Source organism: Cellulomonas fimi ATCC 484, assembly GCF_000212695.1.
GTDB classification, from domain to species: domain Bacteria; phylum Actinomycetota; class Actinomycetes; order Actinomycetales; family Cellulomonadaceae; genus Cellulomonas; species Cellulomonas fimi.
This window is the reverse complement of sequence record NC_015514.1, coordinates 3,786,676-3,804,288: the sequence shown is the minus strand read 5'-3', so window position 1 is coordinate 3,804,288 and position 17,613 is coordinate 3,786,676. Positions and strand designations below refer to the sequence as shown.

Below are 17,613 nucleotides of genomic sequence, written 5' to 3'. Positions count from 1 at the left end.
CCGCTCCCGCGGCACCGCACACCCTCGTCCACCCCGTCCGACCCAGGAGGAGCACCATGCCCACCCCCGTGATCGAGGTCGAGCACCTGCACAAGGCCTACGGCAGCACCGTGGCCGTCGAGGACGTCAGCCTGCACGTCATGCCCGGCGAGATCTTCGGCGTCCTCGGACGCAACGGTGCCGGCAAGACCACCACGGTCGAGATCGTCGGCGGGCTGCGGCACGCCGACGCCGGTGACGTCCGCGTCCTGGGCCTCGACCCCCGACGCGACGCGCGGCGCCTGCACGAACAGGTCGGCCTGCAGCTGCAGGAGAGCGAGCTGCCGGGCCGCATCACGGTCCGCGAGGCGCTCGACCTGTACGCGGCGTTCTACGCGGACCCGGCCGACCCGGCGTCGCTCGTCGCCGACCTCGGCCTGACGGAGAAGGCCGACACCCAGTACCAGCGGCTGTCGGGCGGTCAGAAGCAGCGGCTGTCGGTCGCGCTCGCGCTCGTCGGCAACCCGCAGGTCGCGATCCTCGACGAGCTCACGACGGGCCTCGACCCGCTGGCCCGCCGCGAGACGTGGGGCGTCGTCGAGGCGGTCCGGCAGCGCGGCGTGACGATCGTGCTGGTCACGCACCTCATGGAGGAGGCGGAGCGGCTGTGCGACCGGATCGCGCTCATCGACGCGGGCCGCGTCGTCGCGACGGGCACCCCCGGCGAGCTCGCGGCCCGGGCCACCGCCGGGCAGGTGCTGCGGTTCCGGCCGTCGGCGCCGCTGCCGGCGGGGCTGCTCGACCGGGTCCCGACGGTCACGTCGGCGACCACCGCACCAGCCGCGTCCGGCAGCATGCCCGCCGAGGTGTCCGGCAGCGTGTCCGACTCCAGGTCCGGCACCGCGTCCCGTCCGGCGTCCGGCAGCACGCCCGACGGCGTCGTCGAGGTGCGCGGCGCGGACAACGTGGTGCAGGACGTGCTCGTCGCGCTGCACCAGCACGGCATCCGCCCGCTCGGGCTCCAGCTCGAGCAGGGCTCGCTGGAGGACGCGTTCGTCGCCCTCACCGGGCGTGCGTCGGCCGACGCCGGACCGTCCGTCACCGCGGCGCGGGCCGCACGCCGCGCGAAGAACCGGGAGGCCTGAGCCATGACCACGACCACCGCCCCGACCCGCCCCACGTCCACCCGGCCCGCGTCGGGCGCGCGCGCCCTGCGCCGCCTCACGCTCACCGAGGGCCGCCTGTTCCTGCGGGACCCCTCGAACGCGTTCTTCGCGATCGTCTTCCCCGCGCTGCTGCTCACGGTGCTGGGCCTCGTGATGCCGTGGGCGGACCAGCCGTACGACGACAAGGACCCGATCCTGTCGCAGTTCACGGCCATCACGGGCTACACCCCGATCGTCCTGTCGCTCGCGGTCGGCACGGTCGCGTTCACGACGTACCCCACGACGCTCGCGACGTACCGGCAGCGGGGCGTGCTGCGGCGCCTCTCGACGACACCCCTGCCCCCGACGCGCGTGCTCGTCGCGCAGGTGGCCGTCAACCTCGGGGCGCTGCTGGTCGCCGCCGCGCTCGCGTTCGTGCTCGGCGTCGTCGTGGTGGGCGTCGAGGCGCCCACGCAGCCGCTGCTCGTCGTCGCGGCCTTCGTGCTCGCGGTGGTGGCGGCGTTCGCGGTGGGGTCGCTCATCGCCGCCGTGGCGCCGACGGGCCCGGCGGCCAACGGCATCGGCGCGACGGTCTACTTCCTGTCGCTGTTCTTCGCGGGTGTCTGGCTGCCGCTGCCGCTCATGCCGGACGTCGTCCAGACGATCGCGCAGTACACCCCGCTCGGCGCCGCGTCGCAGGCGCTGGCCGCGGCGTGGTTCGGGCAGCCGTTCCCCGCGACCGAGCTGCTCGTGCTGGCCGGCTGGGGTCTGGTCGGCATCCCGCTCGCGGCCCGGCTGTTCCGCTGGTCGTGAGCCCCGGCACGCTCCAGGAGGGGGAGCGCGACGGCCCGTCGGGAGGTCTCCCGGCGGGCCGTCGTCGTGGGAGGGGCGTGGGAACGGACCAGGGTGTGGTCACGCTCCCACCCGAAAGGTTTAGGAGTCTGGACGCGACCTGTGCGAACTCGGAGGGTGGGCCCGACCTGCCCGACGCCCACCGGCGGACCCGCACCGACGCGAGGCCCGGCGGACGGCGACGGACAGGGTCTCGTGCACCTCCACCACCCCGCCCGCGGGGTCCGGTGGGTTCGCCCCCGCGACGACGCGAGGGCACGCCCGCACACCAGAAAGGTACGGACGATGTCGTCAACGACCCGCCGGCGATCCGCCTGGGTGGCAGCAGCCACCGTAGGCGTCTCGTCGTTCTTGGCGGTCGCCGGGATCACCCCCGCGATCGCCGCGGCCGGAGCGGGACAACCCGCCACGGTCACCGTCCCCGCGGCCTCCCCGGTCCGCGCCGCCGTGGACGGCGAGTACGCGCAGCGGTTCCTCGCGCAGTACGACAAGATCAAGGACCCCGCCAACGGGTACTTCAGCGCGCAGGGCATCCCGTACCACGCCGTCGAGACCCTCATGGTGGAGGCGCCCGACTACGGCCACGAGACGACGTCCGAGGCGTACTCCTACTGGCTGTGGCTCGAGGCGCTCTACGGCCAGGTCACCCAGGACTGGGCACCGCTCAACCACGCCTGGGACACCATGGAGAAGTACATGATCCCCCAGTCGGTGGATCAGCCCACGAACTCCTTCTACAACCCCAACTCGCCGGCCACCTACGCGCCCGAGTTCAACCACCCGAGCAGCTACCCGTCGCAGCTCAACAGCGGCATCAGCGGCGGCACCGACCCGATCGGCGCCGAGCTCAAGGCGACGTACGGCAACGCGGACGTCTACCAGATGCACTGGCTGGCCGACGTCGACAACATCTACGGCTTCGGCGCGACGCCGGGCGCGGGCTGCACGCTCGGCCCGACCGCGACCGGCACGTCGTTCATCAACACCTTCCAGCGCGGCCCGCAGGAGTCGGTCTGGGAGACCGTCCCGCAGCCGTCCTGCGAGGAGTTCAAGTACGGCGGCAAGAACGGGTACCTCGACCTCTTCACGAAGGACGCGTCGTACGCGAAGCAGTGGAAGTACACCTCGGCGTCCGACGCCGACGCCCGCGCTGTCGAGGCCGTGTACTGGGCCAACCAGTGGGCGACCGAGCAGGGCAAGGCCGCCGACGTCGCCGCGACCGTGGCCAAGGCCGCCAAGATGGGCGACTACCTGCGGTACACGCTGTTCGACAAGTACTTCAAGAAGATCGGCTGCACCTCGCCCACCTGCGCCGCAGGCCAGGGCCGTGAGGCCGCGCACTACCTGCTCTCCTGGTACATGGCGTGGGGCGGCGCGACCGACACCAGCTCCGGCTGGGCGTGGCGCATCGGCTCGTCGCACGCGCACTTCGGCTACCAGAACCCGCTCGCCGCGTGGGCGCTGTCGACGGACCCGAAGCTGACGCCGAAGTCGCCGACCGCCAAGGCGGACTGGGCGGCCTCGATGCAGCGCCAGCTCGAGTTCTACACGTGGCTGCAGGCGTCCAACGGCGGCATCGCCGGCGGCGCGACCAACAGCTGGGACGGCGCCTACGCGCAGCCCCCGGCCGGCACGCCCACGTTCTACGGCATGGGCTACACCGAGGCGCCCGTCTACGTCGACCCGCCGTCGAACCGCTGGTTCGGCATGCAGGCGTGGGGCGTGCAGCGCGTCGCCGAGCTCTACTACGCGTCGGGCAACGCGCAGGCCAAGAAGATCCTCGACAAGTGGGTCCCGTGGGTCGTCGCGAACATCTCGACCGACGGTGCGAGCTGGAAGGTCCCGAGCGAGCTCAAGTGGACCGGCAAGCCCGACACGTGGAACGCCGCCGCACCGACCGGCAACCCCGGCCTCACGGTCGAGGTGACGAGCTACGGCCAGGACGTCGGCGTCGCCGCCGACACCGCCCGCGCCCTGCTCTTCTACGCCGCCAAGTCCGGCGACACCGCGTCCCGCGACAAGGCGAAGGCGCTGCTCGACGCCATCTGGGCCAACAACCAGGACCCGCTGGGCGTGTCCGCGGTCGAGACCCGCGGCGACTACAAGCGGTTCGACGACACCTACGTCGCCAACGGTGACGGCATCTACATCCCGTCCGGCTGGACCGGCACGATGCCCAACGGCGACGTCATCAAGCCGGGTGTCTCGTTCCTCGACATCCGCAGCTTCTACAAGAAGGACCCGAACTGGTCCAAGGTGCAGACGTTCCTCGACGGCGGCGCGGAGCCGCAGTTCCGGTACCACCGGTTCTGGGCCCAGACGGCCGTCGCGGGTGCGCTCGCGGACTACGCGCGGCTCTTCGACGACGGCACCACGACGCCTGACACGACGGCGCCGACGGTCCCGACGGGCCTGCAGGCGGGCGTCGTCACCTCGACCGAGGCGACGATCTCCTGGACGGCCTCGACGGACGACACCCGCGTCACGGGCTACGACGTGTACCGCGGCGCCACGAAGGTCGGCACCGCCACCACGACGTCGTTCACCGACACGGGCCTGACCGCCTCGACGGCGTACGCGTACACCGTCCGGGCGTTCGACGCGGCCGGCAACGTCTCGGCACCGTCCGCGGCGCTCACCGTCACGACCAAGGCCACGCCGTCCGACACGACCGCTCCGAGCGTCCCGGCGATCACGTCGAGCTCGAGCACGGCGAACAGCGTGACCATCGGCTGGTCGGCCTCGACCGACAACGCCGGCGGCTCGGGCCTCGCCGGGTACGACGTGTACCGCGGTGCGACCCGCGTGGCGCAGACGACCGCGCTCACGTTCACCGACACGGGCCTGACCGCCTCGACCGCGTACGAGTACACGGTCCGGGCGCGGGACGTCGCCGGCAACGTGTCGGCCCCGTCGACGGCCGTCTCGGTCACGACGAAGTCCGACACCACGCCGGACACGACGGCGCCGAGCGTGCCCGCGGGCCTCGCCGCGATGACCGTCACGGAGACGAGCGTCGCGCTCACCTGGAACGCGTCGACCGACACAGGCGGCTCGGGCCTCAAGGGCTACGACGTCTACCGCGGCGCCACCAGGGTCGGCTCGACGACCACCGCGTCGTACACCGACACCGGCCTCACGGCGGCGACGGCGTACCAGTACACGGTCCGGGCCACGGACAACGCGGGCAACGTCTCCGCCGCGTCGGCCGCCCTGTCCGTCACCACGAAGACGCCGCAGACCGGCGGCTCGTGCTCGGTGGCCTACAACGCCAGCAGCTGGAACAGCGGCTTCACGGCGTCGGTCCGGATCACCAACACCGGCACGACGACGATCAACGGCTGGAGCCTCGGCTTCGACCTGACGGCGGGCCAGAAGGTGCAGCAGGGCTGGAGCGCGACCTGGACGCAGTCCGGGTCCACCGTGACGGCGACCAACGCACCCTGGAACGGGACCCTGGCCCCGGGCCAGACCGTCGACGTCGGCTTCAACGGCTCCCACACGGGCCAGAACCCGAACCCGGCGTCGTTCACGCTCAACGGCGCGTCCTGCACGTGACGCGCTGAGCGAGGACGCACCACCCGCAGGACCGCACGACCGCACCGCACCGAGGCCGGCCCGGAGCACGACCGGGCCGGCCTCGGCGCGTCCGCAGCAGCACGCCACCAGCCCGCGGACCAGGGGCGACGCGCCGGGGTCGGGTTGTCCCTACCCCCACCTCGGGGGTGGGCGTGGTGTCGGCGGGCGGGCGCCGCGCCCTAGGTTCGACGACATGGCCACAACGACCACCCCGACGCCCGCCCCGGGTGCACCGGTCGACGACCTGCGTGTCGTCGCACCGGCTTTCGCCTCGTCCCGCGACCTGCTCGCCGCCCCGTACTCCGGCGCGACGTGGCGGGCCGTCGCCCAGCTCGTGATCGGCTGGCCGTGGCTGCTGACGATCGGGCTCCTGGTCCTCACCTGGACGCTCACGTCGATCGTGCTCGTGCCCGTGTTCGGGGTCGGCCTGCCGATGCTCCTCGCCGGACTGGTCGTCGGCGCGTGGTGCGCCCGGGTCGAGCGGGCCCGGCTCGGCGCGCAGACGGGCGCGCTGATCCCCGCACCGACGTACCGTCGGGCCGACCGGCCGGGCTGGTGGCGCTGGGGCACGTGGCGCGCGGTGCTCTCCGACGGGCGCATGTGGGCGCACCAGGCCTACGCGGTCGTCGCGATGAGTGTCTCGTCGCTCGGCTGGGCGCTCATGGTCGGCCTCGGCGGGCTGGGTCTCGCCGCGATCGCCTTCCCCTTCTACGGCGCAGGCTCCGCCGTGGACGACTGGTCGCGGCTCCCATGGCCGCTCGCCGTCGTCGCCGCCGTCCTGGTCGGCGTCGCGCTCGTGTGGCTCGCCGCGCTCGTCGCGCAGGGCACCGCGCTGCTGACCGTCCGGCTCGCCCGGGGGATGCTCGGCGCGACCGCGCAGTCCGAGGCGCTGCGCCAGGCACGGGCCGCCGCCGACGCCGCCCGGCACGACGCGGACCGCGCCCAGGTGCGGGCCGAGCACCTCCAGGAGACCCGCACCGCCGCGGTCGGCGCCGCCGACGAGGAGCGCCGCCGGATCGAGCGCGACCTGCACGACGGCGCGCAGCAGCGGCTCGTCGCGCTCGGTGTCGAGCTCGGCGTCGCCAAGCGGCACGCCACCCGCGACCCGGACGCCGCCGCGGCGGCGCTCGACTACGCGCACCGCGAGGTCAAGGAGACCTTGGCCGAGCTCCGTGACCTGGTCCGCGGCATCCACCCTGCCGTCCTCACCGACCGCGGCCTCGACGCCGCCCTGTCGGCGCTGGCCGCGCGCACACCCCTGGCGGTCACGGTCGACGTGCCCGAACCCGCGACGCTCGCCGTCGCCCAGCCCGGTGCGCAGGCCGCCGCGTACTTCGTCGTGGCCGAGGCCCTGACCAACGCCACGAAGCACGCCGGCGCCCAGTCGGTGCTCGTCGAGGCGACCGTGGTGCACCGTCCCGACGGCTCCGTCCTGCGGGTCGTCGTCGCGGACGACGGGAAGGGCGGCGCGACCGCCGCGCCCGGCAGCGGCCTCGACGGGCTCCGCAGCCGCGTCGAGGCGCTCGACGGCACGTTCGACCTCGACAGTCCCGCCGGTGGCGGGACGCGACTCACCGTGGAGGTGCCGTGCGCATCGTGATCGCGGAGGACTCCGTCCTCCTGAGGGACGGCCTGTCCCGCCTGCTGACCGCCGAGGGCCACGACGTCACCGGCTACCCGTCGGCGGACGAGCTGGTCGCCGCGCTCGGCCCCACCGGCGCCGACCTGCCCGACGTGCTCGTCACGGACGTCCGGATGCCGCCCACGCACACCGACGAGGGCCTGCGGGCCGCCGTCCACCTGCGCAGCGTGCACCGCCGCCTGCCGATCCTCGTGCTGTCCCAGTACGTCGAGCAGCGGTACGCGGCCGAGCTGTTCGCGGGCGACGTCCGCGGCCTCGGCTACGTGCTCAAGGACCGCGTCGCCGACGTCGACGAGTTCCTCGACGCGCTGGGCCGCGTCTCCACCGGCGGGACGGTCATCGACCCCGAGGTCGTGGCGCAGATCCTCGCCCGCACCCGCAGCACCGGCCTCGAGACCCTCACGCCGCGCGAGCGGGACGTCCTCGGGCTCATGGCCGAGGGGCGCTCCAACACCGCCATCGCCGAACGCCTCGTCGTCGGGCTCCCCGCCGTCGAGAAGCACGTCACCTCGATCCTCACCAAGCTCGGCCTGCCCCCCGACAGCGACGACCACCGTCGCGTGCTCGCGGTCCTGCGCTGGCTCGAGCACGGACCCACCGCCGCCCAGCCCGGTCCTGCCGTCACGCCGCCCCGCGGCATCGGCACCGGCCGCTGACCCCGAACGGAGCACCCCATGACCACGCCCACGCTCGACAAGCCCCCGACCACTGCGCCGACGGCCGACGTCGCCGCGACCCGCACCCCGCTCGGTCGCGCCCTGACCTGGACCGGCGCCGTCCTCGGCGGCGTCACGCTCCTGTGGGGCGGCGTGCAGGTGGCCGACCTGGTCGTCTCCCGCACGATGACCGAGCACGCGACCTACGCGTCCGCCGACGTCGTCGAGCTCGTCGCCGACGGCCGCGTGACCGTCTCCGGCACGAGCGGCTCGTCCGTCGACGTCGTGCGCACCCAGCGCGGCGGGTTCTCCATGCCGACCTACGAGGTCGACGAGGGCGACGACCGCCTCGTCGTGCGCAACCGCTGCTCGTGGTGGTTCGGCTCGTGCTCCGGCTCGCTCGACGTCGACCTGCCCGCCGGCACGCAGGTCGTCGTCCGCACGTCGAACGGCGAGGTCCGTGCCACGGGCGTCGCCGGGCCGCTGGACCTGCAGACGTCCGACGGCGGGATCGAGGTCGTGCAGGCCGACGGCGACGTCACGCTGCGCTCCAGCAACGGCGCGATCGTCGTGAACGACGTCGACGGGTCGCTCACGGCCCGCACGAGCGACGGGCGGATCGACGTGGACGACGTGCGCGGCGACGTCGCGGTCGTGACCAGCAACGGCGGCGTGCAGGTGGGCCGCGTCGACGGCGACGCGCAGGTCCGGACCAGTGACGGGCGCATCGACGTCGCCGACATCGGCGGCAGCCTGCAGGCCGTGACCAGCAACGGCGGCGTGACCGTGCAGGACGTGCGCGGGGACGCGGCGGTCCGCTCCAGCGACGGCGGGCTCGACGTCGCCGCCGTGCAGGGGAACGTCGAGGCGGTGACCAGCAACGGTCACGTCACGGTCTTCGGCACGGGCGAGCCGGTCGCCCTGACCATCTCGACGTCGAACGGCCGGCAGGTCGTCGACGCCCCGACCGACCCGTCGGCGTTCCGCTCCGTCGTCATCCGCTCGTCGGACGGCAACGTCGCCTACCTGGGGCCCCGCGGCTCCTGACCCGGCCCCGTGAGGCCCGGACCGGCACCCGCCGTCCGGGCCTCACCCGTCCCCGGGGCGGCGAGCCCCGGCCGCGCGGATCACCAGGCCGTGACCGGCGCCACGCGCAGGGTGCCGTCCGCCGCCCGCTCGTACAGCCCGGTCCGCCCGTCCGCGGCGTCCTCCGCCCCGAACCCCGAGACCTCGAAGCCCGTGAGCGCGTAGGCGAACGGCACCGACCCGAACACCGCGCCGGCCACCCCGGCGAACCACTGCTCGACCGGCTCGCGCCACGCGCGCGACGGCGCGTGGCTGAACGGGTACGCGCCCACGCGGGCGTCGAGGTGGCTGAGAGCCCCGAGCGGGAGGCAGAGGTCCAGCCAGTCGTCGCCGTGGCGCGTCACCCCGCCGTCGTCCGTGACCTCCCGCACGACCAGGACCGTGCACACCGTCCGGCCCAGGCCCGGCACCGTCACGCGCGCGTGCAGGTGCCCGTCGAGGAGGGCGCGGGCCGACACGTCGGGCCGCTGCCGGGGGTCGAGGCGGCGGAACGGAGGCTCCAGCCCGGCGGCCGCCCACAAGGCCCGCACGGCTGCGTCGAGCCGGCCGTCGTCGTGCGGGCCGAGGTCGATCGCCAGCTCGTAGTACCCGCCGGTCCAGTTCTCGTCGTCCGCCGCGTCGGCAGGGTCACGTCTCACGCCCCGATCCTGGCAGCACCGGCTCCGTCCTGGACCGGCGCCGACGACGTGCGCGACCAGCGGCAGGATGGGCGGGTGCCGCTGATCCCCGCACCCGTCGTCCCGTCCGGCCTGTGGGGTGCGCGACCGCAGCCCGTGCTCACCGCCGAGGGGCTGCTGCTGCGCCCCTGGGCGGCGGACGACGCGCCCGCCGTGCGGGCCGCCTACGACGACCCCGCGATCCGCCGGTGGCACGCCCGCACGATGGCGGACGACGCCGAGGCGGTCGCGTGGATCGACGGCAAGAACGCCGCGTGGCGCGAGGAGCGCTCGGTGGAGTGGGCCGTCGTGGAGCCGGACGAGGCCGGCGGGTCCGGGGGCGGAGGCTCCGGCGGGGCGCTCGTCGGACGCGTCGCCCTCACGCACATCACGCTCTTCGAGGGCTACGCCGCGCTGGCGTACTGGACGGTGCCCGCAGCCCGGGGGCGGCGCGTCGCCGTCCGGGCGGGCCGCGAGGCGCTGCGGTGGGCGTTCACCGACCTCGGCCTGCACCGGGTCGAGGTCGAGCACTCCACGCGCAACCTGGCGTCGTGCCGGGTCGCCGACCTGCTCGGCTGCACGGCCGAGGGCGTGCGCCGGGGCCACGCGCTGCACGCCGACGGCCACCACGACATGCACCTGCACGCCCGCCTGCGCACCGACCCCACCCCGTCGTGAACCGGCGACGGTCGCTCAGCACGTCCCCGCGCGTCACCGAGCCGGCGCCCGAGCGATGCCGCGAGTCAGATCAGGGCTGCCGCCCCGGGAGACCGGAGGACGACGCGTCGGGCGGTGTCACTCACGGTCCGTCGTCTCCTCGTGCCGTGCGTGGCGGTCGTCCGGGGAAAGCGATAGGCCCTCATGTCGCACGTCGCCGCGGTCATGAGGGCCCATCGTCTGTCGGGGTGGCGGGATTCGAACCCACGACCTCTTCGTCCCGAACGAAGCGCGCTACCAAGCTGCGCCACACCCCGTGGAGCCCCGTAAGGATAGCCGACGATGCGGCTCCCGACGAAACCGGATCCCACCGCCGCAGCAGCGCCCGTGCGGGGCCGTCGCGGTCAGGCGGCGACGAACGTGAGCAGCGTCGCCTCGGGCCGGCACGCGAACCGCACGGGGGCGTACGGGGACGTGCCGAGGCCCGCCGATACGTGCAGCCAGGACGACCCCGCGCCGCCGGTGCGGTCGGGGCGCGGGCCCGGCCAGCCGTGCAGACCCTTCGCGCGGCGCGTGTCGAGGTCGCAGTTCGTCACCAGGGCGCCCCACAGCGGGACGGCGAGCTGGCCGCCGTGCGTGTGGCCCGCGATCGTGACGTCGACGTCGTCGGCGTGCATCGCGTCGAGCACCCGGCGGTAGGGCGCGTGCGTGACGCCGAGGTGCAGGTCGATCGGGACGGAGCCGCCGCGCACGTCGTCGTCGCCGCCCGCCGCGGGGAAGCGGTCGCGGTCGAGGTGCGCGTCGTCCGTCCCGACCAGGGAGAGCACGCGCCCGTCGACCTTGAGCACGTCGCGCCGGTTGGTCAGGTCGATCCAGCCGGCGGCCGAGAAGCGCGCGACGAGCTCGCGCCACGGCAGCTCCACGGGGCGTGCCGGGGCGTCGCCGCGGGAGTCCGGCAGCAGGTACCGGGCCGGGTTCTTGGCCCGCGGGGCGTAGTAGTCGTTCGAGCCGAGCACGAACGCTCCCGGGCGGGCCAGGTGCGGCTCGAGGGCGTCGAGCAGCGAGGTCATGGCGTCGAGGTGCGCCCAGTTGTCGCCCGTGTCGACGACGAGGTGGGGGTCGAGCGACGCGAGGTCGCGGACCCAGTCGACCTTGCGGCGCTGGCCCGGGGTGAGGTGCAGGTCGGACAGGTGCAGCACCCGCAGCGGGTCCTGCCCGGAGGGCAGCACCGGCACGGTCACCTCGCGCAGGGTGTACCAGCGCGCCTCGACGAGCGACCAGGCGAGCGCACCGGCACCGGCGAGGGCGACGGCGCCGAGCGCCCGCGGGAGCGTGGCGGTCACGGGTTGCCCCGGCCGTTGCCGGGCCCTCCGTCGCCGCCTCCGCCCGGTCCCGGTCCGGGCTGCTGCGGCTGGCCGCCGCCCTGCCCGTTGGAGATCCGCAGCGTGATCGTCGACCCCTTCGTGGCGGTGCCGGACGGGCTCTGCTCGGCGACCGTCCCCGCGGCCTGGCCGGAGGGGATCTGCGTCGGGTCCACGGACACGCGGAAGCCGCGCTGCTCGAGGATCGCCCGCGCGTCGCCCTCGCTCCGGCCGACGACGCTCGGGACACCCACGCGCTCGCCGAACACGAGCTTGTCGTCGGGGGCCGCGAAGCCGGGGTTGTCACCGCTCGCGAGCGCCTGGACCATGAACCGCCGCCACGTCGGCGCCGAGACGGTCGCACCGTAGGCGCGTCGCACCCAGGTCGGCCCGACGTACATGTTCTTGACCTGGCGCTTCGACTGCTTCGGGTCGCCCAGCCACACGGCCGTCGACAGGCGCGGCGTGTAGCCGACGAACCAGGTCTGCTCGTTCTCGCTGGTCGTGCCCGTCTTGCCGGCGGACGGGAAGGGCGGCGCGTCGACCGTGCTGGCCGTGCCGTTCCACACGCCGCTCAGGGCGAAGTTCATCGTGTTGGCGAGGTTGGCGGGGATCGCCTGGTGGCACTGCGCGTCCGGCACGGGGAGCGGGTTGCCGTCGGTGTCCAGGACGCTCGTGATGGCGATCGGGGTGCAGTACGTGCCGCCCGAGGCGAACGTCGCGAACGCCGCCGCCATCGTCAGGGGCGCGACCTCGTCGGTGCCGAGGACGTTCGACGGGTTGAGGCCCGGGCCGTTCGTGCCGGCGAGCAGGCGCTCGTTGCTGCCCTGGTCGGCGGTGCGCGGCTTGGCGATGTGCACGCCGATGCTCGACGCGGTGTCGGCGATGTCGCACATGTCGAGCTCCATGGCCATCGACAGGTACGCGAGGTTGACCGAGTTCCGGGTCGCGTCGAGCACCGTCATCATGCTGCCGCTGCCCTCGGAGTTGTTGGGCTTCCACGGCTCGTTGTTCGACCACTTGCCGCCGCACGCGCGGAACTGGTTGAGGTTGAGCTGCCGCTCGGCGCCGTTGACCGACTCGTACAGGCTGTGCCCCTTGGACAGCCACGTCAGCAGCGTGAACGGCTTGTACGTCGAACCGGGGTTGAAGCCGCCGGACGCGCCGTACGCGAAGTCGGTGTTGTAGTTGACCGGCTCCTCGCCGGCGTTCGCGGCGACGGGCGCGTAGATGCGGTTCTGCGCCATCGCGACGATCTTGCCGGTGCCCGGCTCGACGCTCACGAGCGCGTGCCCGAGCTGGCTCGAGTCGTCGACCGGGACCGCCGCCTTGACCTCGGCGTCGGCGATCGCCTGCCGGGCCGGGTCGAGCGTCGTCGTGATCGTCAGGCCGCCCTGGTAGAGCAGCGACTCGCGGTCCTTGCGCTCCGCACCGAACGCCGGGTCGTTGACGATGACCTTGGTGACGTAGTCGCAGAAGTAGCCCGCGCCCGGCACCGCGTCGCTCGCGGCGACGCACCCGATCCGCAGCGGCTTGAGGTGCAGGGTGTCCGCGACGGGCGTGGCCAGGCCGGCCTCGTACTCCTCGTCGGTGATGTAGCCCTGCTCGTGCATCGTGAACAGCACGACGTCGCGCCGCTCCTGCGACTTCACCGGGTCGCGCGACGGGTCCCACAGCGACGGGCTCTGCGTGATGCCCGCGATCGTGGCGGCCTCGAGGTAGGTGAGGTCCTTCGCAGGCTTGCTGAAGTAGTACTGCGCGGCGGCCTCGGCGCCGTAGACCTTGATGCCGAACTGCGCGATGTTGAGGTACTTCTCGAGGATCTCGTCCTTCGTCATCTGCTTCTCGAGCGTGATGGCGAGCTTCGCCTCGCGGAGCTTGCGCGCGTACCCCTCCGGCCCCTCGGCGACGGTCGCAGCGGTCATCGCGGCCTGCTGCTCGGCGCGCGTCGGCAGCTTCTGCGCGGCCTGGATCAGCACGTTCTTGACGTACTGCTGCGTGAGCGTCGACGCGCCCTGCTGGCTGTCGCCGGAGCCGACCTGCCCCTGGACCGCGGCGCGCAGCATGCCCGTCGGGTCGACGCCCGCGTGCTGCCGGAAGCGCTTGTCCTCGACCGCGATCACCGCGTTCTGCAGGTGGATCGAGATCTCCGACTGCGGCACCACGACGCGGTCCTCGTCGAAGAACGTCGCGAGCAGCGTGCCGTCGGCCGCGAGGATCACGGACTTCTCCGGCAGCTTGGTCGGCTCGAGCTCCGTCGGGAGGTCGTCGAACGCGGTCACGGTCATGTCCGTGACCCCGTTGGCGACCGTCACCGCGGGCAGCAGCAGGCCGGCGCCGAGCACGCCGCCGACACCGGCGACGAGCACGAACGACAGCAGCAGCGCCAGCGCCTGGAAGAGGTTGACCTGACGGCCGCGCGCGCGCGGAGGATGAGGCATGCCGACAGGGTAGTCGGGGCACCTGTGCGGACCCCCGCGGCGGGCCGCCGAGGACCTCGACCTGCACGGGACCTGCACAGGCCGGCGTCTCGCGACGACATGGTCAAACGTCCATCAGGCGAAACGACCCGTTCGGAGTCTCGCCATACGGGCGCCGGACCCACTAGTTTCCCGGCAGGACACGGGTGCCCGCGGCACCCGTCCGGCGAACGAGGGAGGGTGCGTGGCGACTGTCATGCAGGACGCGCACTGGACCGCCGTCGCCGCGTGCGGCACCGGCAAGCTGGCGCCCGACGCGCTGTGGAGGGCGCCGCCCAGCGCGAGGCCCGGTCCGTCTGCACCGGCTGCCCCGTGCGGCTGGAGTGCCTCGCCGACGCGCTCGACAACCGTATGGACTTCGGCGTCTGGGGCGGGATGACGGAGCGCGAGCGGCGCGCCCTGCTGCGTCGACGGCCCGAGGTCCGGTCGTGGCGGGCAGAGCTCGTGGGCACCGAGGTGGTCCCGACGCCGGTCCGGTGAGAGCGCTTCTACGGCCGCTGGACGACCCCGCTAGGGTGTCCGCATGGCCACGCAGCAGTGGGAGTACGCCACCGTTCCGCTCATCATCCACGCCACCAAGGCGATCCTCGACCAGTGGGGTGCCGACGGCTGGGAGCTCGTCCAGGTGATCCAGGGGCCCGACGCGGGTCTCGTCGCCTACCTCAAGCGCCCGAAGCAGGCCTGATGGGCGCCGCCGAGCGCCTTGCCGCGCTGGGCCTCGAGCTCCCCGCGGTCGCTGCGCCGGTCGCCGCCTACGTGCCCGCGGTCGTCGACGGCGACACGGTCTTCACGTCGGGCCAGCTGCCGTTCGTCGACGGGACGCTGCCCGCGACGGGCAAGGTCGGAGAGGGCGCCGGTCTGGTCGCCCCGCAGGACGCCGCGGCCCTCGCCCGCACGGCCGCGCTGAACGCGCTCGCCGCGGTCGCGGCTGCGGTCGAGGCCGCCGGCGGGCCCGCGGGTGCCGACGCCCTGGACCGCGTCGCGCGCGTCGTCAAGGTCGTCGGCTTCGTCGCGAGCGACCCGGCGTTCACCGGGCAGCCCGCCGTCGTCAACGGGGCGAGCCACCTGCTGCACGAGGTCCTCGGCGACGCGGGCGTGCACGCCCGGTCCGCGGTGGGCGTCGCCGTGCTGCCGCTCGACTCGCCCGTCGAGGTGGAGCTCGTCGTCCGCCTGCACCCCTGACCCGCCTGCACCCCTGACCCGCGCCGGCACGCCTGACCTGTCCGACGCCCGCCCCGTCGCGCGCCGGACCGTTCCGAGCTCGCCCGCACGACGCCTCACCGACCGGCCGCCGCGCGGCCGGCACGACGAAGCCCGGCCCCTCCTGCGAGGTGCCGGGCTTCGTCGTACTGGCTTGGGAGCGGCGGTCGCTCAGCGGGCGCGGCGCTCCAGGCGGTCGACGTCGAGCAGCACGACCGCGCGGCCCTCACGGCGCACCCAGCCGCGCGCGGCGAAGTCCGCCAGAGCCTTGTTGACCGTCTCGCGCGACGCGCCGACGAGCTGGGCGAGCTCCTCCTGCGTCAGGTCGTGCGCGACGCGGACGCCCTCGTCGACCTTCTCGCCGAACCGCGTCGACAGGTCGAGGAGCGCCTTCGCGACCCGGCCGGGGACGTCGGAGAACACCAGGTCGGCGAGCGCCTCGTTGGTGCGGCGCAGCCGGCGGGCCAGGGCCTGCAGCAGGTGCTGCGCGACCGACGGCTTGTCCTGGAGCCAGCGGACCAGGTCCGCGTGGCCGAGCTCGACGACCTCCGCGTCCGCGACGACCGTCGCGGTCGCCGTGCGCGGGCCCGGGTCGAACAGGGACAGCTCGCCGAACATCTCCCCGGGGCCGAGCACCGCGAGCAGGTTCTCGCGGCCGTCGTTCGAGCGGCGGCCGAGCTTGATCTTGCCCTCGCGCACCACGTACAGGCGGTCTCCGGGCTCGCCCTCGTGGAACAGCGTGTCGCCGCGCACGAGGTGGAGCTGCTTCATGGCTGAGACGAGCGTCCCGGACGTCTCGACGTCCAGCCCTGCGAACAGGGGGGCCGCCAGCACGATGTCGTCCTCCACCGTGGCTCCTTCCTTCCCGGTGCCGACCCGTGGGTCACCCGGCATCCGTCCGCGCGCGCCCGTGGGGGTCCTGGCGGTACCGATCCGGTGTCGCAGGTCAGCGGCGCCGGCACCTACAGTTTGCCGCATCCGGGCCGTCACACCCGACCGATGGGCTCCTGCAGGCAGGCGGTGGTCGTGCCGGGGTCCACCGCGAGGCGGGTGATGAGCTGCTCCGTGGCGTCCGACAGCGCCGTCGTCACGCCCTCCTCGTACCGGGCGAGCTGGGCGTCGAGCGCCCGCAGCTCGTCGAGCGTGACGAGCTCGGAGGAGGGTGTGCCCGTCAGGACGGCCGCGAGCTCCGTCGGGCGCGGCACGTCCACGCCCACGTCGACGGGCAGCTGGAACGCGACGTCCTCGCCGAGCGTCTGCGGGCGTGCGACCTGGGCGACCGCGAGGTCCAGCCGCGCGCGCACGAGGCGGCGCCACCACCCGACCCGCGCCCGCTCGGCACGCAGCGCACGCCGGTCGAGTCGCAGGTCGCGCACTCGCTGCTCGGTCGGGGGTGTCATGCGCGGGGCCTCCTGAGGTCTCACGGATGGTTCGGCGTCCCGCGTGGCGGACTTGAGTCGGCATACGTGTGAGTTGCGGCAGGTCAGGCGCCCGGACGGGGGCTTGCCGTCGCCGCGTGGGCCGTGCCGCCCGGGTGGGCCCGGGCGCCGCCCGTCGCCGCCGGCCTGGTAGGGCGGTGCGACGGCGTGCGGCCTACGCTGCCTGCGTGAGCGTCGCCCCCGAGACCCCGCTCGCGCGCACCCGCCGTGCGCGCCGCGTCGACCGGGCCCTCGCCGTGCGGTACCCCGACGCGCGGTGCGAGCTCGACTTCACCTCGCCGTTCGAGCTGCTGGTCGCGACGGTGCTGTCCGCGCAGACGACCGACGTGCGGGTCAACCTCACGACGCCGACGCTGTTCGCGCGCTACCCCGACCCGGCCGCGCTGGCCGCCGCCGACCCGGACGAGCTCGAGGAGATCCTGCGTCCCACGGGATTCTTCCGGGCGAAGGCGAAGTCGGTCACGGGGCTGTCGCGGGTGCTCGTCGAGCAGTTCGGCGGGGTCGTGCCGCACCGGCTCGACGACCTGGTCCGGCTGCCGGGCGTGGGGCGCAAGACCGCGAACGTCGTGCTGGGCAACGCGTTCGGCATCCCCGGCATCACGACGGACACCCACGTGCTGCGCCTGTCCCTGCGGCTCGGGTACACGACCAGCGAGGACCCGCTGGTCGTCGAGCGCGAGCTCGGGGAGCTGCTGCCGCGCAAGGACTGGACCATGGCGTGCCACCGGCTGATCTTCCACGGGCGGCGCACGTGCTTCGCCCGGCGTCCGGCGTGCGGCGCGTGCCCCGTCGCGGCGTGGTGCCCGTCGGCGGGGATCGGCGAGAACGACCCGGTGCGGGCGACGGAGACGCTCAAGGGCTGAGCCGTGCGGCCGCTCGCG

The 17,613-nt window shown here is 74.0% G+C and carries 16 protein-coding genes and 1 tRNA gene; 11 read left to right on the top strand and 6 right to left on the bottom strand.

The genetic code is table 11. The annotated features are described in order from the left end of the window. Positions 1-56: 56 nt before the first annotated feature. From CELF_RS17160 to CELF_RS17135, 6 genes are all read left to right on the top strand, one after another. Positions 57-1,124, top strand: coding sequence for an ABC transporter ATP-binding protein (locus CELF_RS17160; RefSeq protein ID WP_013772539.1), 1,068 nt, complete (start codon positions 57-59; stop codon positions 1,122-1,124). A gap of 3 nt (positions 1,125-1,127) precedes the next feature. Next, positions 1,128-1,937 carry an ABC transporter permease gene (locus tag CELF_RS17155; protein ID WP_013772538.1) on the top strand — a complete coding sequence of 270 codons (810 nt, stop codon included), beginning with the start codon at positions 1,128-1,130 and terminating at the stop codon, positions 1,935-1,937. A 324-nt stretch (positions 1,938-2,261) separates the two neighbouring features. Continuing rightward, entirely contained in the window at positions 2,262-5,534 is a 3,273-nt protein-coding gene (locus CELF_RS17150) for a glycoside hydrolase family 48 protein (protein ID WP_013772537.1), read from the top strand. A gap of 214 nt (positions 5,535-5,748) precedes the next feature. Next, entirely contained in the window at positions 5,749-7,155 is a 1,407-nt protein-coding gene (locus CELF_RS17145) for a sensor histidine kinase (protein WP_013772536.1), read from the top strand. Beyond that, positions 7,143-7,853 (top strand): response regulator transcription factor, encoded by a 711-nt coding sequence (locus tag CELF_RS17140; RefSeq protein ID WP_013772535.1) that lies wholly within the window; start codon positions 7,143-7,145, stop codon positions 7,851-7,853. The genes CELF_RS17145 and CELF_RS17140 overlap by 13 nt, the downstream gene beginning before the upstream one ends. A gap of 18 nt (positions 7,854-7,871) precedes the next feature. After that, positions 7,872-8,900 carry a DUF4097 family beta strand repeat-containing protein gene (locus CELF_RS17135; protein ID WP_013772534.1) on the top strand — a complete coding sequence of 343 codons (1,029 nt, stop codon included), beginning with the start codon at positions 7,872-7,874 and terminating at the stop codon, positions 8,898-8,900. An 80-nt stretch (positions 8,901-8,980) separates the two neighbouring features. Here the strand turns inward: CELF_RS17135 and CELF_RS17130 are convergent, their stop codons facing one another. Continuing rightward, a complete protein-coding gene (locus CELF_RS17130; RefSeq protein ID WP_013772533.1) occupies positions 8,981-9,577 on the bottom strand; it encodes a hypothetical protein in 597 nt (198 codons plus the stop codon). Between the two features lie 75 nt (positions 9,578-9,652). On the opposite strand from CELF_RS17130, the gene CELF_RS17125 reads away from it, so the two are divergent. After that, positions 9,653-10,273, top strand: coding sequence for a GNAT family N-acetyltransferase (locus tag CELF_RS17125; RefSeq protein WP_013772532.1), 621 nt, complete (start codon positions 9,653-9,655; stop codon positions 10,271-10,273). Between the two features lie 222 nt (positions 10,274-10,495). Here the strand turns inward: CELF_RS17125 and CELF_RS17120 are convergent. The 3 genes from CELF_RS17120 to CELF_RS17110 form a co-directional block, all read right to left on the bottom strand. After that, positions 10,496-10,569 (bottom strand) — tRNA-Pro (locus CELF_RS17120). 87 nt (positions 10,570-10,656) lie between these two features. After that, a complete protein-coding gene (locus tag CELF_RS17115; RefSeq protein WP_013772531.1) occupies positions 10,657-11,595 on the bottom strand; it encodes a metallophosphoesterase in 939 nt (312 codons plus the stop codon). Beyond that, on the bottom strand, positions 11,592-14,054 hold the full coding sequence (locus CELF_RS17110; RefSeq protein ID WP_013772530.1) for a penicillin-binding protein: 2,463 nt from the start codon (positions 14,052-14,054) through the stop codon (positions 11,592-11,594). Before CELF_RS17110 ends, CELF_RS17115 begins: the two co-directional genes overlap by 4 nt. 300 nt (positions 14,055-14,354) lie before the next feature. On the opposite strand from CELF_RS17110, the gene CELF_RS17105 reads away from it, so the two are divergent. From CELF_RS17105 to CELF_RS17100, 3 genes are read left to right on the top strand one after another with little or no spacing between them, the layout of a single operon-like run. Beyond that, positions 14,355-14,573 carry a WhiB family transcriptional regulator gene (locus CELF_RS17105; RefSeq protein ID WP_013772529.1) on the top strand — a complete coding sequence of 73 codons (219 nt, stop codon included), beginning with the start codon at positions 14,355-14,357 and terminating at the stop codon, positions 14,571-14,573. Positions 14,574-14,616: 43 nt separating this feature from the next. Further along, entirely contained in the window at positions 14,617-14,778 is a 162-nt protein-coding gene (sp36, locus tag CELF_RS20235; RefSeq protein ID WP_013772528.1) for a Sp36 family protein, read from the top strand. Then, positions 14,778-15,275 carry a RidA family protein gene (locus CELF_RS17100; RefSeq protein ID WP_013772527.1) on the top strand — a complete coding sequence of 166 codons (498 nt, stop codon included), beginning with the start codon at positions 14,778-14,780 and terminating at the stop codon, positions 15,273-15,275. Before sp36 ends, CELF_RS17100 begins: the two co-directional genes overlap by 1 nt. Before the next feature lie 189 nt (positions 15,276-15,464). Here the strand turns inward: CELF_RS17100 and CELF_RS17095 are convergent, their stop codons facing one another. Both CELF_RS17095 and CELF_RS17090 read right to left on the bottom strand, forming a co-directional pair. Next, positions 15,465-16,142, bottom strand: a complete 678-nt coding sequence (locus CELF_RS17095) for a Crp/Fnr family transcriptional regulator (RefSeq protein ID WP_013772526.1) — start codon at positions 16,140-16,142, stop codon at positions 15,465-15,467. Between the two features lie 137 nt (positions 16,143-16,279). Beyond that, on the bottom strand, positions 16,280-16,693 hold the full coding sequence (locus CELF_RS17090; protein ID WP_013772525.1) for a hypothetical protein: 414 nt from the start codon (positions 16,691-16,693) through the stop codon (positions 16,280-16,282). Between the two features lie 206 nt (positions 16,694-16,899). Between CELF_RS17090 and nth the strand changes: the two genes are divergently transcribed. Then, complete coding sequence (gene nth / locus CELF_RS17085) at positions 16,900-17,595, top strand: endonuclease III (RefSeq protein ID WP_013772524.1); 696 nt, start codon at positions 16,900-16,902, stop codon at positions 17,593-17,595. The last annotated feature ends 18 nt before the right edge of the window (positions 17,596-17,613 follow it).

Excerpts from the sequence above, each read along its gene's own strand:
- CELF_RS17160 (WP_013772539.1), top strand. The coding sequence starts at position 57 with ATGCCCACCCCCGTGATCGAGGTCGAGCACCTGCACAAGGCCTACGGC.
- CELF_RS17155 (WP_013772538.1), top strand. The coding sequence starts at position 1,128 with ATGACCACGACCACCGCCCCGACCCGCCCCACGTCCACCCGGCCCGCG.
- CELF_RS17150 (WP_013772537.1), top strand. The coding sequence starts at position 2,262 with ATGTCGTCAACGACCCGCCGGCGATCCGCCTGGGTGGCAGCAGCCACC.
- CELF_RS17145 (WP_013772536.1), top strand. The coding sequence starts at position 5,749 with ATGGCCACAACGACCACCCCGACGCCCGCCCCGGGTGCACCGGTCGAC.
- CELF_RS17135 (WP_013772534.1), top strand. The coding sequence starts at position 7,872 with ATGACCACGCCCACGCTCGACAAGCCCCCGACCACTGCGCCGACGGCC.
- CELF_RS17110 (WP_013772530.1), bottom strand. The coding sequence starts at position 14,054 with ATGCCTCATCCTCCGCGCGCGCGCGGCCGTCAGGTCAACCTCTTCCAG.
- sp36 (WP_013772528.1), top strand. The coding sequence starts at position 14,617 with ATGGCCACGCAGCAGTGGGAGTACGCCACCGTTCCGCTCATCATCCAC.
- CELF_RS17100 (WP_013772527.1), top strand. The coding sequence starts at position 14,778 with ATGGGCGCCGCCGAGCGCCTTGCCGCGCTGGGCCTCGAGCTCCCCGCG.
- CELF_RS17090 (WP_013772525.1), bottom strand. The coding sequence starts at position 16,693 with ATGACACCCCCGACCGAGCAGCGAGTGCGCGACCTGCGACTCGACCGG.